The organism is Ruegeria sp. K11, assembly GCF_056531905.1.
Genome location: NZ_JBQFMP010000004.1, coordinates 89,312 through 103,670, shown reverse-complemented (window position 1 = coordinate 103,670; position 14,359 = coordinate 89,312). Strand labels below are relative to the sequence as shown.

General features: G+C 61.8%; 11 protein-coding genes. 6 read left to right on the top strand and 5 right to left on the bottom strand.

Translation table 11 applies throughout. The features are described 5' to 3' along the window. The first annotated feature begins 4 nt into the window (after positions 1–4). Positions 5–637: a bifunctional 4-hydroxy-2-oxoglutarate aldolase/2-dehydro-3-deoxy-phosphogluconate aldolase gene (locus ACR0K4_RS07650; RefSeq protein WP_480853477.1), complete on the top strand. Its 633-nt coding sequence runs from the start codon at positions 5–7 to the stop codon at positions 635–637. A gap of 51 nt (positions 638–688) precedes the next feature. Continuing rightward, positions 689–1,879, top strand: coding sequence for a pyridoxal-phosphate-dependent aminotransferase family protein (locus tag ACR0K4_RS07645; protein WP_480853476.1), 1,191 nt, complete (start codon positions 689–691; stop codon positions 1,877–1,879). A gap of 90 nt (positions 1,880–1,969) precedes the next feature. Here the strand turns inward: ACR0K4_RS07645 and ACR0K4_RS07640 are convergent, their stop codons facing one another. Further along, positions 1,970–3,085, bottom strand: coding sequence for a pyridoxal phosphate-dependent aminotransferase (locus tag ACR0K4_RS07640; RefSeq protein WP_480853475.1), 1,116 nt, complete (start codon positions 3,083–3,085; stop codon positions 1,970–1,972). Between the two features lie 89 nt (positions 3,086–3,174). Here ACR0K4_RS07640 and ACR0K4_RS07635 point away from each other — a divergent pair, with 89 nt between their 5' ends. Beyond that, positions 3,175–4,245 (top strand): SMP-30/gluconolactonase/LRE family protein, encoded by a 1,071-nt coding sequence (locus ACR0K4_RS07635; RefSeq protein ID WP_480853474.1) that lies wholly within the window; start codon positions 3,175–3,177, stop codon positions 4,243–4,245. Positions 4,246–4,311: 66 nt separating this feature from the next. Continuing rightward, positions 4,312–5,094: a crotonase/enoyl-CoA hydratase family protein gene (locus ACR0K4_RS07630; RefSeq protein ID WP_480517793.1), complete on the top strand. Its 783-nt coding sequence runs from the start codon at positions 4,312–4,314 to the stop codon at positions 5,092–5,094. Here the strand turns inward: ACR0K4_RS07630 and ACR0K4_RS07625 are convergent, their stop codons facing one another. The 4 genes from ACR0K4_RS07625 to ACR0K4_RS07610 form a co-directional block, all read right to left on the bottom strand. Beyond that, on the bottom strand, positions 5,095–5,427 hold the full coding sequence (locus ACR0K4_RS07625; protein WP_480853473.1) for a DnaJ family domain-containing protein: 333 nt from the start codon (positions 5,425–5,427) through the stop codon (positions 5,095–5,097). A gap of 39 nt (positions 5,428–5,466) precedes the next feature. Next, entirely contained in the window at positions 5,467–6,630 is a 1,164-nt protein-coding gene (locus tag ACR0K4_RS07620; protein WP_480853472.1) for a benzoate/H(+) symporter BenE family transporter, read from the bottom strand. A gap of 143 nt (positions 6,631–6,773) precedes the next feature. Next, the gene (locus ACR0K4_RS07615; protein WP_480853471.1) at positions 6,774–9,848 is read right to left on the bottom strand and encodes a valine--tRNA ligase; all 3,075 of its coding nucleotides are present in this window, start codon (positions 9,846–9,848) and stop codon (positions 6,774–6,776) included. 105 nt (positions 9,849–9,953) lie between these two features. Beyond that, positions 9,954–10,850: a phytanoyl-CoA dioxygenase family protein gene (locus ACR0K4_RS07610; protein ID WP_480853470.1), complete on the bottom strand. Its 897-nt coding sequence runs from the start codon at positions 10,848–10,850 to the stop codon at positions 9,954–9,956. A 162-nt stretch (positions 10,851–11,012) separates the two neighbouring features. Between ACR0K4_RS07610 and ACR0K4_RS07605 the strand changes: the two genes are divergently transcribed. Further along, the gene (locus ACR0K4_RS07605; protein WP_480853469.1) at positions 11,013–13,304 is read left to right on the top strand and encodes a xanthine dehydrogenase family protein molybdopterin-binding subunit; all 2,292 of its coding nucleotides are present in this window, start codon (positions 11,013–11,015) and stop codon (positions 13,302–13,304) included. Then, entirely contained in the window at positions 13,282–14,358 is a 1,077-nt protein-coding gene (locus ACR0K4_RS07600; protein ID WP_480853468.1) for a DUF2235 domain-containing protein, read from the top strand. The genes ACR0K4_RS07605 and ACR0K4_RS07600 overlap by 23 nt, the downstream gene beginning before the upstream one ends. The last annotated feature ends 1 nt before the right edge of the window (position 14,359 follow it).

Below are 14,359 nucleotides of genomic sequence, written 5' to 3'. Positions count from 1 at the left end.
CTTCATGTCCAAAACCCAACGCACCCGCGAGATCTGCGCGCTGGCCCCCATCATCCCGGTGCTCGTCGTCGATGACGCCACCCACGCCCGCCCGCTGGCCCAAGCGCTGGTCGCTGGGGGCCTCCCCGCGCTCGAAGTCACCCTGCGCACCCCCGCAGCCCTCGACGCCATCCGCGCCATGGCCGACGTTCCCGGCGGCGTCGTCGGCGCAGGCACGCTGATCACGCCCGAAGACGTGCGCGCGGCAAAGGACGCCGGCGCGCAATTCGGCGTCTCACCGGGCGCAACCGACGCTTTGATTGCCGCTTGCGAGGCCGAAGGCCTGCCCCTTCTGCCCGGAGCAGCCACCGCGACCGAGGCGATGGCGCTGCTGGAAAAGGGCTATGACATGCTGAAGTTCTTCCCCGCCGAGGCCTCAGGCGGCGCACCGGCCCTGAAAGCCATCGGCGCGCCCCTGCCCCAGATCACCTTCTGCCCGACCGGCGGCGTGTCGCCGTCTAACGCCCTTGATTACCTGTCGTTGTCCAACGTGATCTGCGCGGGCGGCAGCTGGGTCGCTCCGAAACAGATGGTCCAAAACGGCGATTGGGCCGGGATCGAAACACTTGCGCGCGAGGCCGCCAGCCTGATGGATTGACGCCACAGGGCGACGCGCTAGGGTAAGCCTCAATTCAAACAGGTTGCCCCCATGACAAACCATATCTCTCTCGCGCATGGGCGCGAGTATCTGGCCATTCCCGGCCCCTCGGTCATGCCCGATGCGGTGCTGCAGGCCATGCACCGCCCGTCGCCCAATATCTACGACGGCGAACTGGTCGAGATGATGCCCGCCCTGCTGCAGGACCTGCGCCGTGTCGCCCGCACCCAGCACAGTGTCGCGATTTACATCGCCAACGGTCACGGCACTTGGGAGGCCGCGCTGTCCAACGTCATCGCCCCCGGCGAAACCGTGCTGGCCCCGGCTTCGGGGCGCTTTACCAACGGCTGGGCGGAAATGGCCGAAGGGATCGGGGCTGAGGCGCAGTTGATCGACTTTGGCACCGCGTCGCCGTGGGATTTTAACCGGATCGAGGATGCGTTGCGGGCCGACACAGACCACAAGATCAAAGCGGTTCTTGCCGTCCACGTCGATACATCCAGCTCGATCCGAAACAACATCCCCGCGCTGCGCACGCTTTTGGACGACCTGCAGCATCCCGCGCTTCTAATGGCAGACTGCATCGCTTCGCTGGGTTGCGACCGGTTCGAGATGGATGCCTGGGGAGTCGATGTCACGGTCACCGCTTGCCAGAAGGGCCTGATGACACCTGCAGGCACCGGTTTTGTCTTCTTCAACGAAAAAGCACAAGCCAAACGGGCCACTATGCCCCGCGTCTCGAAGTATTGGGACTGGGAACCGCGCGCCAACCCCGAACTGTTTTACCAGCATTTCAACGGCACCGCGCCGACGCACCATCTCTACGGCATGCGCGCCGCGCTCGACCTGATCCACGCTGAGGGGATCGAGCATGTATGGGCCCGCCACGAACGCCTTGCCCAAGCCATCTGGGCCGCCTGCGAGACATGGGCCCAGGGCGGTGCGCTTGAGATGAACGTGCCTGACCGCGCCTATCGCAGCCACGCCGTGACGGCCCTGCGCCTGACTGACGGGCGCGGCACACCCTTGCGCAAATTCACCGAAACCCAACTTGGCCTGACCTTGGGCATTGGTCTGGGTATGGAGGATTGGGACGGATGCTTCCGCCTTGGCCATATGGGCCATGTCAACGCACAGATGGTCATGGCGATGCTGGGCAGTATGGAAACCGCTATGGCCGCGCTCGACATCCCACGCGGCTCAGGCGCGCTCGAAGCCGCCGCCGCGACACTCGCCAGCTAACACAGATCCGCCTCTTCATCTGGCCAAAAATATCCTCAGGGGGAATCGCGCCAAAAGGCGCGATGGGGGGCAGACAGCCCCCTGCACCGATTAGCCACACTGCTCCGCCGCGATGGTCAGCGCCCCGGGCAAGGCTGACGCAAAAGCTTCCAAATCCAAGGATTCACCGCAGCTGATCCGAATACACCGGTTCTGAGGCGCCGCAAAGGGCATCCGCACGAACACCCCTTGTGCCACCAGCGCATCCAATACCGCTTTGGCGAACACCCCGTCCCGCCCGCAATCGATGGCGACGAAGTTGGTGGCCGAAGGCAGCGGAGTCAGACCGTTGTCACGCGCGACTTGGGCAATCCTGTCGCGCGCATCGGATATCTTGTTCTGGACCTCCTGTAGCCACGGCTCATCCTGCAACGCCGCCAAGGCCCCGGCCTGTGCCGCGCGGTTCATACCAAAATGATTGCGCACCTTGTTGAACGCCGCGATCAGCTCTGGCGCACCGATGGCATAGCCCACCCGCGCTCCGGCCATGCCGTAGACCTTGGAAAACGTCCGCATCCGGATCGCGCGCGGGTCATCCGCGGCAACCGGCGCAGCGGTCCCTTCAGGCGCGCACTCCACGTAAGCTTCGTCCAGAACCAACAGGCATCCGTCCGGCAAAGCCTCCATCGCCGCAACAATGTCAGCGCCCGAATGCCAACTGCCCATCGGGTTGTCGGGATTGGCCAGATAGACCAGCTTGGCATCCACTTCGGCGGCCTTGGCAAACAAGGCTGCCGGGTCCTCGTGATCATCGCGATAGGGAACCTTGTGCACATCGCCGCCAAACCCGGCCACATGGTAATTGAACGTCGGATACGCCCCGTCCGACGTCACGACCGCATCTCCGGGGCCAACAAGCAGCCGCACTAGATACCCCAAAAGCCCGTCAATGCCCTCACCCACCACGATGTTTTCAGGTGCAACCCCATGATGCACGGCTAGGGCCTGGCGCAGATCGTGGTTCTCGGGATCGCCATACATCCAGATATCTTGGGCCGCCCGCTGCATCGCTTCGATGGCGCGTGGCGCGGGGCCAAAGACGCTTTCATTGGCGCCAAGCCGCGCGACAAAGGGCGCACCGCGCTGGCGTTCCTGCGTTTCGGGGCCGACAAAGGGCACGGTTGCGGGCAGAGATTGCGCAAGCGGGGTATAGCGAGGACCAGTCATAGCCGCAGATAAGCGCAACCGTCCAATCGGGGCAAGCCTTGCAACGCCGGGCATTCGCCGTCAGGCTGCGCAGTAAATGAGGGGGCGACATGCGTTATCTGCTTGGATTTTTTCTTATTGGCCTTGCCTATCTGGTGTTCTGGCCTGTCCCGGTTGATCCCGTCGCCCATCAAATGCCCGAACCGCCCGGTTTCACCGACGACTTTGCCGAGAATACGCATCTGGACAAAGCGCAACTGATGTCGCTACCGGATGGCGAGATCGGACCCGAGGACATTGCGGTTCTTCCGGGCGGCGCGATCTACACCACCAGCCAGACGGGCACACTCTATCGTATAGATGGGGATCAGCCGGTTGCAGTTGATCAATTGGGCGGCCGCCCCCTTGGTCTGCGGGCGGGGCCGGACGGTGCGCTCTACATCGCTGACAGCTTTCGTGGGTTGATGCGCTGGACCGGGCCGGGGACGCTGGAAACGCTGGTGTCCGAGATTGATGGCGCGCCCGTGATCTATGCCAACAACCTCGACGTGGCGCAGGACGGCACGGTCTATTTCTCGAACTCCACGGATCGGTTTGATCCCGAAACGTTGGGTGGCACCAAACCCACCTCGGTAATGACCATCTGGGAGCAATCGCCCACCGGATATGTCGCCCGCTATTCTCCCGATGGCACCGCCGAGAAAATCGCCGACGGGTTTGTTTATACCAACGGCATCGCCCTGTCTCCGGATGAAGACTTTCTGCTGATCGCCGAAACAGGCCGGGCGCGGGTGCACAAACTCTGGCTCACCGGACCCAAGGCGGGCACGCAAGAGGTTCTGCTCGACAACCTGCCGGGCTATCCCGACAACATAAAGGCGCAGGGTGACGGGACCTATTGGATGGCCTTCGCCAGCCCGCGCGTACCCGCCGAGGCTCTGATGCCTTACCCCTTCCTGCGGAAGGTGATCTGGCGATTGGGCCCGATGGTCCGTCCCGCGCCGATCCATCGGGGAATGCTGGTGCAATTCGATGGCGATGGGACTATTCTGCGTACCCTTCAAGACCCGGATGGGCGTCTGGGGATCACCACGGCGGGTCAGATCGTCGGGGATCAGTTCTACGTCATGACGCTGGACTCGCCATGGTTCGGGCGCATCCCTGTCGCCGATCTGCCCTGACGTCGCGGTAGCGCTTGGGCCCGCGGTCTGGCAGGGTTGGCGCAAGATTGCTGTCCGGAGGTCCTGATGTCTCGCGTTTCCATCGAATACAAAGACCACATCGCCCATGTCACGCTGACACGCGGCGACAAGATGAACGCGCTGGATGATGCGATGATCAAGGCGATCCTGTCGGCGGGGCAAGAGGTCGCCGCCGCAGATATCCGCGCCGTGGTGCTTTCAGGCGAGGGCAAGAGCTTTTGCGCCGGGCTGGACATGGCCAGTTTTGCCAGCATGGCTCACACCGACCCGACCGAATGGCTGATGACCCGCAGCCACGAGGACGCCAACGAGATGCAGGAGCTTGCCCTGATCTGGCGGCGCGTGCCGGTTCCGGTGATCTGCGCCATTCAGGGCGTGGCCTATGGTGGAGGTTTGCAGATCGCGCTGGGCGCTGATATCCGCATCGCCCACCCCGAGGCCAAGCTGGCGGTGATGGAGATGAAATGGGGTATCATCCCCGACATGGGTGGCATGGTGCTGCTGCCCGAGCTGGTGCGCTCGGACGTGCTGCGGCTGCTCACCTACACGGCCCGTCCCATCGGCGCGCAGCAGGCCGCCGATTGGGGGCTGGTGACGAAGCTGTCCGATGACCCGCTGACCGAAGCGCTGGCGTTGGCCGAAGATATTGCAGGCAAAAGCCCTTCGGCCATCCGGGCTGCCAAACGCCTGATCGACGTGGCCGAAACCCGGGATCGCGCCGATGTTCTGATGGCTGAGTCCTCGGAACAGGTGGACCTGATCGGCAAGCCGGACCAGATGGAGGTCGTGATGGCGCAGATGCAGGGCCGCAAGCCCGAGTTCAAATGATCACCGCATGAATGCCCGTCGCGCATCGCGGGCCATATTATAGCGCATCTCAAGATCAGCGATTTTTGCCATCGCGGCCTTGCGGTCCTCTGCCTTGGTCAGCGTGGCATAGTCCTTGCGCGCCGCGTCCAGTTGTTTCTTGATGTCGAACTCTTGCGGCAGCACGCCGGCCTGCGCCATGATCCGGTGACCCGCGGCAATGACCGGATCGCTTTGCGCCTCGGAGGAACGATCAGGCAGGCGCGCGCCTTCGCCCTCCAGACCCTTCAGTTGCCCTTCGGCCTGCGCCTTCTTGATCTGGCGTTCCACCAGTTTTCCAAGTGATCCGAACATGCCGCGATTATACCGTCTGTGATGATTGGGCGAAAGCGGTTAACGCATTCTGTTTGTGACCAGATACGCGACGCCGCCCGCCAAAAGTCCCCAAACCGCTGCGCCCAAACCAAAGACGGTGATGCCGGATGCGGTGATGGCGAGCGTTAGAATGGCCGCCTCACGCTCGGCGGGTACGTCCAGCGCTGCGTGGATGGCGTTTGCCATCACTCCGATCAGGGCGACCCCGGCCAAGGTTCCCATCAGCAACGGATCGGCATGGGCGGCAAAGCTGGTAATCGCCACCGCAAAGATGCCGAACAGGCAATAAAATACACCGCCCATGATCGCCGACCAATACCGCTGCGCCTTGTCGGGATGGCTGTCCTCGTTCGAACATATTGCGGCGGTGATGGCGGCAAGGCAGGTCGCTGGCGCTCCGAACGGGGCCGAGAGCAGGCTTGCACCGCCGACGGCTGAGAACAGACGTCCGGGGACGGGTGCAAAGCCAAAGCTGCGCATCACCGCGACGCCGGGGATGTTCTGCGTCGCCATGGTGACGATGAACAATGGCACACCGATGCCGATGACCGAGGCGAAGGTGAACGTGGGCATGGTCCAGACCGGCGCCGCCACCAGCCGGTCAGGCATCACCTGCGCTTCTCCGGCATTCAGGGTCACAACGATGGCGGCGGCGACCACAGCTGCCGGAACGGCGAACAATCGGTTGAACCGCCCCGCGATGAACCATGTCACGATCACCGGCAACGCCTGCCACGGGATTTCGACCGCCGCCTTGAACGGTACAAGGCACAGCGGCAACAGCACCCCCGCCAGCATCGCCTGCGCCAGCGACGTCGGGATTGCCGCCGCCAACCGCCCGAGCGGTTTCCACGAGCCCGCCAGAACGGTCAGCGCCCCGGCGCACAGGAACGCTCCGATAGCGGCGGAATAGCCCTCGACCGGGGCGGCGGACACGGCCAGTAGCGCGGCCCCCGGTGTGGACCATGCAACGCTGATCGGCAGCTTGTACCGCAGGCTGAGGATGATCGCCGCCAGCCCCATGGCAATCGCCGCGCTCATTAGGCCTGAGGCTGCCTGCGCGGGTGATGCGCCCATTGCGCCCAGCCCTTGCAGGACGATGGGGAAGGAACTGAAGAACCCGACAATGGCCACAACCAACCCGGTTGAGACGGTTTGCATCGGAGGGAGAGGTCGCGCCATCAGAGCCTCAGAGGATTGCTGTGCCGAAGTGCTAACAAGCAGCGGGTGGCGCGAACAAGGGGAAAGCTTTGAGGGCAAAGAAAAACCTCACCGCAGGCAAGGGCGGTGAGGCTGGGATTTCCGTATTTGGAACGAGAAGAAGATCAGGCGATTTCAGCCAGACGAGCGAGGGCTTCGTTCAGTTTGGCCTCTTCCTCTTCGCGGGCGGCGAGGTTTGCTTTGGCTTCTTCAACCACCTCTTCCGGGGCCGAGGCCACGAATTTGGGGTTGTTCAGACGTCCGCGCAGGCCGCCCAATTCCTTGGCCAGTTTGCCTTTGGCTTTCTCCAACCGTTCTTTTTCCGCGCCGATGTCGATGATATCCGCGAGCGGCAGGCCGAAAGAAGCACCGGGGGCAGCGATTGAGATGGTGCCTTTGGGCAATTCATCAGCCTTGGTCAGGCTGTCGATGCGGGCGAGGCGTTTGATCAGCGCCTCGTTGCGGTCCCATGCGGCCTGACCGTTGGCGTCGATTTCCGTCACCAGCATCGGCACATAGAGGCCCGCCGGAACCCGCATCTGCGCGCGGGCCGAGCGGGTGTTTTCGATCACCGAGATCACCCAGTTCATCTCACGATCCGCCTCGGCGTCGACCAGTTCGGCGCCATAGGTGGGCCAGTCGGCGTGGACGACCATCTTGGCACGGGTGCCGGTCAGGCCCCAGAGTTCCTCGGTGATGAACGGCATGATCGGGTGCAGCAGGACCATGCATTGATCCAGGACCCAGCGCATGGTGGCGCGGGTTTCGGCCTGCGCCTCGGCGTCATCGCCTTGCAGCAGGGGTTTCGACAGTTCGACGTACCAGTCGCAGACCTTGCCCCAGACAAAGGCGTAGAGCCCGTTCGCCGCATCGTTGAAGCGATAGCTCTCCAACGCCGCGTCAACCTCTTCCCGCACACGGGCGGTTTCGCCGATGATCCAGCGGTTGACGGCCGCCTTGGGCTTCAGGTCGGCCACGTCGAGTTGTGGAACGGCGTCGGTAAAGACCTCGTTCATCTCGGCAAAGCGGACGGCATTCCAAAGCTTGGTGCCGAAGTTGCGATAGCCGGTGATGCGGTCACGCGACAGTTTCAGCACGCCGCCAATCGCCGCCATCGAGGCATTGGTGAAGCGCAGCGCGTCGGCACCGAATTCGTCCACGATCTCCAGCGGGTCGATGACGTTGCCGGTTGTCTTGGACATCTTCTTGCCCTTCTCGTCGCGGACGAGCTGGTGCAGGTAGACGGTGTGGAACGGGATCTGATCAACCACGGCCAGTTGCATCATCATCATCCGGGCGACCCAGAAGAACAGGATATCCGCGCCGGTGATCAGAACATCCGTGGGGAAGTAGCGCTCCAGCTCCTCGGTCTGTTCGGGCCAGCCCAGCGTGCCGATGGGCCAGAGGCCGGAGGAGAACCAAGTGTCGAGGACGTCGGGGTCGCGGTACAAGCCTACTCGAAGTGTGGAGTTCTCTTCGTCTCCGACCCAACCGCTTTCGGTCATGCCCGGGCTCTTTTTCTCTCGACCAGCAGCGTCCGGTACCGGCGTGTATGATCTGTCTTGAATCTCAACGACTACAGTTGATCCTGAGAAATTCTGCTGGTGGAAGTTCTTCGCTTTTTCTACCGCTTCATCTTCGGTTGGTGCGCAAAACTGATTTCCGAAGAGATCGAACCAAACCGGGATCTGATGCCCCCACCACAGCTGGCGCGAGATGCACCAGGGCTCGATGTTTTCCAGCCAGTGGTAATAGGTCTTCTCGCCCGACTCGGGGATGATCTTGACCGTGCCGTCCTTGACCGCATCCAGCGCGGGGCCAACGATCTTTTCGGCGTCCACGAACCACTGGTCGGTGAACATCGGCTCGATCACAACTTTCGAGCGGTCGCCGAAGGGCTGCATGATCGGTTTGCTCTCGACCAGCGGGACCAGCGCCGCCGGGTCGTCATTCTCGCCCAGCTTGGTGCCCAGACGTGGATCATCCGCGCGGGTCGTCACTGCCAGACCGTCGGCGGTGATTTCTTCGACGACCTTCGCGCGCGCCTCGAACCGATCGAGCCCGCGCAGGTGGTCGGGGATCAGGTTGATCGCGTCGATCTCGTTCTCGGTGAAGTCCTTGCCTCGCGCGATTTTCTGCGCTAGCTCCGCAGCTTCGGTATAAGGCGCGCCATCCGCCCGCATTGCGCCTTTGGTGTCCATCAGCCGGTACATCGGAATACCGCCGCGCTTGGCGACCATGTTGTCGTTGAAGTCATGCGCGCCGGTGATCTTCACCGCGCCCGAGCCAAAATCGGGATCGGGGTACTCATCCACAATGATCGGAATCTGACGGCGATGCTCTTTCGGCCCAACCGGAATTTCGCAGAGTTTCCCGATGATTGGCGCATAACGCTCATCCGACGGATGAACCGCAACCGCGCCATCGCCCAGCATGGTTTCAGGGCGGGTCGTGGCGATGGAAATATAATCCCGCTCCTCGCGCAGGATCACATTCCCTTCTTCATCTTTTTCCAAATAATCATATGTCTCACCGCCTGCCAAAGGGTACTTGAAATGCCACATATGGCCCGGCGTTTCGATATTCTCGACTTCCAAATCCGAAATCGCAGTCTCGAAATGCGGGTCCCAGTTGACCAGACGCTTGCCGCGATAGATCAGGCCCTTTTCGTACATATCGACAAAGACCTTGATGACCGCGTCGTGAAAATTCGCAGAATTTTCGTGGCCCGTGCGCGGATCACCCGCCGCACCAGCCATAGTGAAGGCGTTACGCGACCAGTCGCAGGATGAACCCAGACGTTTCAGCTGCTCGATGATCGTTCCGCCGTATTCGCCCTTCCATTCCCAAACCTTCTCAAGGAACTTCTCGCGACCCAACTCCTGCCGACCCGGCTGCTGGGTTTGCATCAGCATTTTTTCAACCTGCATCTGCGTGGCGATCCCTGCGTGGTCCTGCCCGGGCTGCCATAGCGTGTCGTAGCCACGCATCCGGTGCCAGCGGATCAGAATATCCTGCAGCGTGTTGTTGAACGCGTGACCCACGTGCAAAGCGCCCGTCACGTTGGGCGGCGGGATCATGATGGTAAAGCTTTCGTCGCGCGAGCGGTTCGCGCCTGCCTTGAAGGCTCCGGCCTGTTCCCAGGCCTCGTAGATACGGGCCTCGGCCTCGGCCGCGTTGAATGTCTTTTCCATCGCCATGGGGTGCGTCCTGCGTCATCAATCCTTGGTCAGCGCCTGCAATAGCGAATGGCGGCGGGAAGGGAAAGGCCTTGCGCCGCCGCATCGGGTTACATTCCGCCAGTCTTAGCGCGCAGTGGTTGCTGCAGAGTACAGATGCAGTTTCCCGGCCGCACCCTGGGCCAGCGCTTTGGCCTGATCGGCGCGAATGCGGGCATAAAGGTCCAGCGCCGCGGGCGAAAACAACTCGGCCGGGGCTGGTATGTGGATGAAATTCCCGACCTTGTCTTCGCCACGCGCAAGAATGGCGTAGTCACGGTCAGCCACGTGTTGCTGCACATTCGGGTTCAAATAGCGAATGGCCAGACCGATCCGACGATCGCCTGACGTGTTGGAGCTCGAGCCATGAATTGTCAGGCCATGATGCAGGGACATCTGACCCGGCTGTAGTTCTATATGTGTTTTGTCTGCCTCCGCCACATCCACCGCGATCTCCTGACCCCGCGAAAGCAAGTTGTTTTCGGAAAACGTATCGTTATGCGGCAGGATTGGATTCTTGTGACTGCCTTTTACAAAATCCATGCATCCGCTTTCGACCGTGGCAGGTGACAGCGCGATCCAGGCTGTCAGTTGATCCGGCGTCTCTCCCATTCCCCAATAGGTCAGGTCCTGATGCATTCCGACGATCTGGGTTGTATGCGGCTCTTTGATGAAAAACTCGGCGGACCAGATCAGAAGGTCGGGTCCCAGTACACCCTCAACGACGTCCAACACACGGGGGTCCATGGCGATGCGCGCAGCCAGCGGTATCACGACATGTGCATTGACCCGCTTGTAGGTATTGATTGGCAAAGGAAGCTCTGCTTCGCGCCAGTTTTGTTCGATGTCTTCCAGCTCTTGCCGGAACAGCTTTGTTTCTTCGGGGGTGAATATGGGTATCGGAAAAACGTATCCGTCATTCCAATACGCAGTCACAGAATTTCTGTCCAAACGACCATCCGTCAGGGTGAGCGAAGCGGTCATGATACCTCCCATGAACTGAGTGTTATCCCAATCTAGAAACCGGCACATACGTTCTGCTTTGCCAATTGCGACATTCGGATTGTCTCACGCAGATGTGCGGGCCTCTGGACATCACTTCGCATGGGGCTAGTGTCGCGCCGGTAGGCAATTAGAGGGTCCCCCATGGAAAAGTTCGGTAAAAGCCAGTCCGTCACGCGCACCGAAGACCTGCGATTTCTGACCGGGCAGGGACAATACATGGACGACGCGGTGCCTGACGGAGCTCTGCATGCGGTGTTCGTCCGCAGTCAGGTGGCGCATGGCAAGATCACCGCGCTGGATCTGAGCGAGGCGCGGGCGGCTGACGGGGTACATCTGGTGATGGTGTTGGATGACCTGAAGGCCGCCGGGATCGAGACTGTGATGAACGCGGCTACGGTGCCGAACCGCGATGGCTCGGATGTCATCCAAACCGAAAGACATGTGCTGGCTGCGGAGCGCGTCCGCTTTGTCGGAGAACCGATTGCCGTTGTCATCGCCGAGACCCTCAATCAGGCCCGTGACGCAGCCGAGCTGATCCGGGTCGAGATCGACGAATTGCCCGCAAAGCTGGATGTTCAGGCGGGCGGTCCGCAGCTTCATCCCGAAGCCCCGGACAACCGCGCCTTTGACTGGGGCTTGGGCGATGAAGCCGCGACCGAGGCTGCGTTCCGCGCGGCGGCCCGCACGGTGTCTCTTAACGTAGTAGACAACCGCGTGATCATCACCTCGATTGAACCGCGCGGCTGTCAGGCCAGCTGGGTCGATGGACGGTTGCACTTTGCCTATGGCGGGCAGGGTGTCTGGGCCATGCGCGCGCAGTTGGCGCAGAAGCTGAAGCTTGAGGCCGAGGCCATCCGCGTTACGACCCCTGACGTTGGGGGCGGCTTTGGCATGAAGGTCATGCCTTACCCCGAATATTTCTGCGTCTCGGTCGCCGCCATGAAGCTTGGCCGGACCGTACACTGGATGTCCGACCGGTCCGAGGCGATGCTGTCTGATCACCATGGTCGCGATCTGACCTCGCTGGCGGAACTGGCCTTTGACGAAACCAACAGGATCACCGCCTACCGGGTGCACAGCAAGGTGAACCTCGGGGCCTATAGCAGTCATTTCGGGCAGGCGATCCAGACCAGCCTGTTCAGCAAGGTGCTGATGGGCGTTTATGACGTCCAAATCACCTATCTGCGGGTCGAGGGGTTTTTTACCAACACCACACAGCTCGACGCCTATCGCGGCGCAGGCCGCCCCGAGGCGATCTATGTCCTTGAACGCATCATGGATCGGGCGGCGCGCGAGCTGGGCGTCGATCCGTGGGAGCTGCGCCGCCGGAACTTCATCAAACCCGAGGCGTTCCCCTACAAGACCGCCACAGGTGAAACCTATGATGTGGGCGAGTTCGACATGGTACTGAGCCGCGCCGCCGAACAGACCAGCGGGTTTGCCGCGCGCAAAGCAGCTGATGCCGAACGCGGCCTGATCCGGGGGCAGGGCCTGTGTTATTATGTCGAAAGCATTTTGGGCGACCCGTCTGAGAATGCAAAGATCGAGTTTTGCGACGACGGCACGGTAAACCTCTATGTCGGCACGCAATCGAACGGGCAGGGGCACGAGACGGTCTATGCCCAGTTCCTGTCGGATCAGACCGGGGTTCCGGTGGATCGGATCGCCGTAGTACAGGGCGATACCGACCGTCTGTCCCACGGCGGCGGCACCGGCGGGTCCCGGTCCGTTACGGTGCAAAGCACGGCCACTCTGGCCACAATCGACGTGATGATTGCCGCATTCACGCCCTATCTGGCCGATAAGATGGGCGTCGAGGAGGACGACGTGCGTTTTGATCATGAAACCTTCCGCGCGCCGGGATCGAACCTGACCCCCACGCTGACCGAGGCCGCAGACATGGCCCGCGCCGATGGCCGCACCAACCTGCTGCGCCATGAGGCGCGCGCCAACCTTGATGCGCGCAGTTATCCCAATGGCGCGCATGTTGCCGAAATCGTTATAGATTCTTACACCGGTGAAACTTGGGTGGACCGCTATACAGTGGTCGATGATTTTGGTAACCTTATCAACCCGATGCTCGCCGAAGGGCAGGTGCATGGCGGAGTCGTGCAAGGGATCGGACAGGCCTTGTCCGAGCATGTGGTGCATGATTCCAGCGGGCAACTGCTCACGGCTTCGTTGATGGACTACGCCTTGCCCCGTGCCGCCGGGATACCCATGATTAAGTTTACCTCGGCGCCGGTTCCGTCAACGTCCAACCCGATGGGGATGAAAGGATGTGGCGAGGCAGGCACCGTGGGCGCGCTGGCCGCTGTGGCAAATGCGGTTCAGGATGCGCTCTGGGATCACGGGGTGCGGCAGGCGGATATGCCGTTCACACCCCTTAAAGTATGGGAATTGCTGACACATGGTTCTGTCGCGGCTGAGTAGAAAGGTACTGGGATGGCTCGGGCGGCCTTTACGGTCCGAGCACTCGGCCGAGTCGCGCCATCGCGAACCGATCAGCCATGTGATTATCCTCGACGGCACTATGTCGACGCTTGAGCAGGGGTTTGAGACCCATGCGGGTCAGACTTTTCGCCTATGCTGCGAGATGGGCAGCAAAGTCTCGGTCTTCTATGAGGCCGGGGTGCAGTGGGAGAGCTGGAAATCCTCTCTGGACGTGATGATGGGGCGGGGGATCAACCGGCAGATCCGCCGTGCCTACGGCTATCTCGCTTCGCGCTACAAACCCGGTGATCGCATCTTTTTCATAGGATATTCGCGCGGAGCCTATGGTGTGCGCAGCCTGGCCGGTGTGATCGACGCCATTGGCCTGCTCAAGGCCGAACATGCGACGGAACGCAATATTCAGCAGGCCTATCGCCATTACGAATGCAACGCCAGCGGCTCTGCAGCCGCCGCATTCCGCAGGCAGTTCTGTCACGAGGATGTTGCCATCGAGATGGTCGGCGTCTGGGATACCGTGAAGGCGCTGGGCCTGCGCCTGCCGCTGCTATGGCGCTGGGCCGAGGAACGCCACGCCTTCCACAACCACCAGCTTGGCCCGGCCACCCGCCACGGCTATCACGCCATGGCACTGGACGAGACCCGCGAAGTGTTCGAGCCGGTGCTGTGGAAATGTACCCCCGGCTTTAACGGCCATGTGGAACAGGTTTGGTTCCGGGGCACGCACGGAGACGTGGGCGGTCAGCTCAACGGGTTCGAAGAGGCGCGCCCTCTCAGCAATATTTCTCTGATCTGGATGCTGGACAAGGCCGAGATGCACGGTTTGCCCCTGCCCGAAGGCTGGCGCGACCGTTTCCCGACCGCGACCACTGGCCCCTCGGTCGGCACCTGGCGCGGCTGGGGCAAGATTTTCCTACTGCGCAAGCACCGGAAGGTCGGGCGGGACAGGTCCGAGCGTCTGCATGTCTCGGTTTCGCCGGATGAACTGCCGGGGTGGGTGCCGATGCCGGATTTGCCGTCGCACCCCGCGCAGTAGG

What these genes read in the sequence shown, in the direction of transcription:
- ACR0K4_RS07610 (WP_480853470.1), bottom strand. Translation starts at nt 10,850, where the DNA reads ATGACCGCTTCGCTCACCCTGACGGATGGTCGTTTGGACAGAAATTCT.
- ACR0K4_RS07640 (WP_480853475.1), bottom strand. Translation starts at nt 3,085, where the DNA reads ATGACTGGTCCTCGCTATACCCCGCTTGCGCAATCTCTGCCCGCAACC.
- ACR0K4_RS07630 (WP_480517793.1), top strand. Translation starts at nt 4,312, where the DNA reads ATGTCTCGCGTTTCCATCGAATACAAAGACCACATCGCCCATGTCACG.
- ACR0K4_RS07625 (WP_480853473.1), bottom strand. Translation starts at nt 5,427, where the DNA reads ATGTTCGGATCACTTGGAAAACTGGTGGAACGCCAGATCAAGAAGGCG.
- ACR0K4_RS07650 (WP_480853477.1), top strand. Translation starts at nt 5, where the DNA reads ATGTCCAAAACCCAACGCACCCGCGAGATCTGCGCGCTGGCCCCCATC.
- ACR0K4_RS07600 (WP_480853468.1), top strand. Translation starts at nt 13,282, where the DNA reads ATGGTTCTGTCGCGGCTGAGTAGAAAGGTACTGGGATGGCTCGGGCGG.
- ACR0K4_RS07635 (WP_480853474.1), top strand. Translation starts at nt 3,175, where the DNA reads ATGCGTTATCTGCTTGGATTTTTTCTTATTGGCCTTGCCTATCTGGTG.
- ACR0K4_RS07615 (WP_480853471.1), bottom strand. Translation starts at nt 9,848, where the DNA reads ATGGCGATGGAAAAGACATTCAACGCGGCCGAGGCCGAGGCCCGTATC.
- ACR0K4_RS07645 (WP_480853476.1), top strand. Translation starts at nt 689, where the DNA reads ATGACAAACCATATCTCTCTCGCGCATGGGCGCGAGTATCTGGCCATT.
- ACR0K4_RS07605 (WP_480853469.1), top strand. Translation starts at nt 11,013, where the DNA reads ATGGAAAAGTTCGGTAAAAGCCAGTCCGTCACGCGCACCGAAGACCTG.
- ACR0K4_RS07620 (WP_480853472.1), bottom strand. Translation starts at nt 6,630, where the DNA reads ATGGCGCGACCTCTCCCTCCGATGCAAACCGTCTCAACCGGGTTGGTT.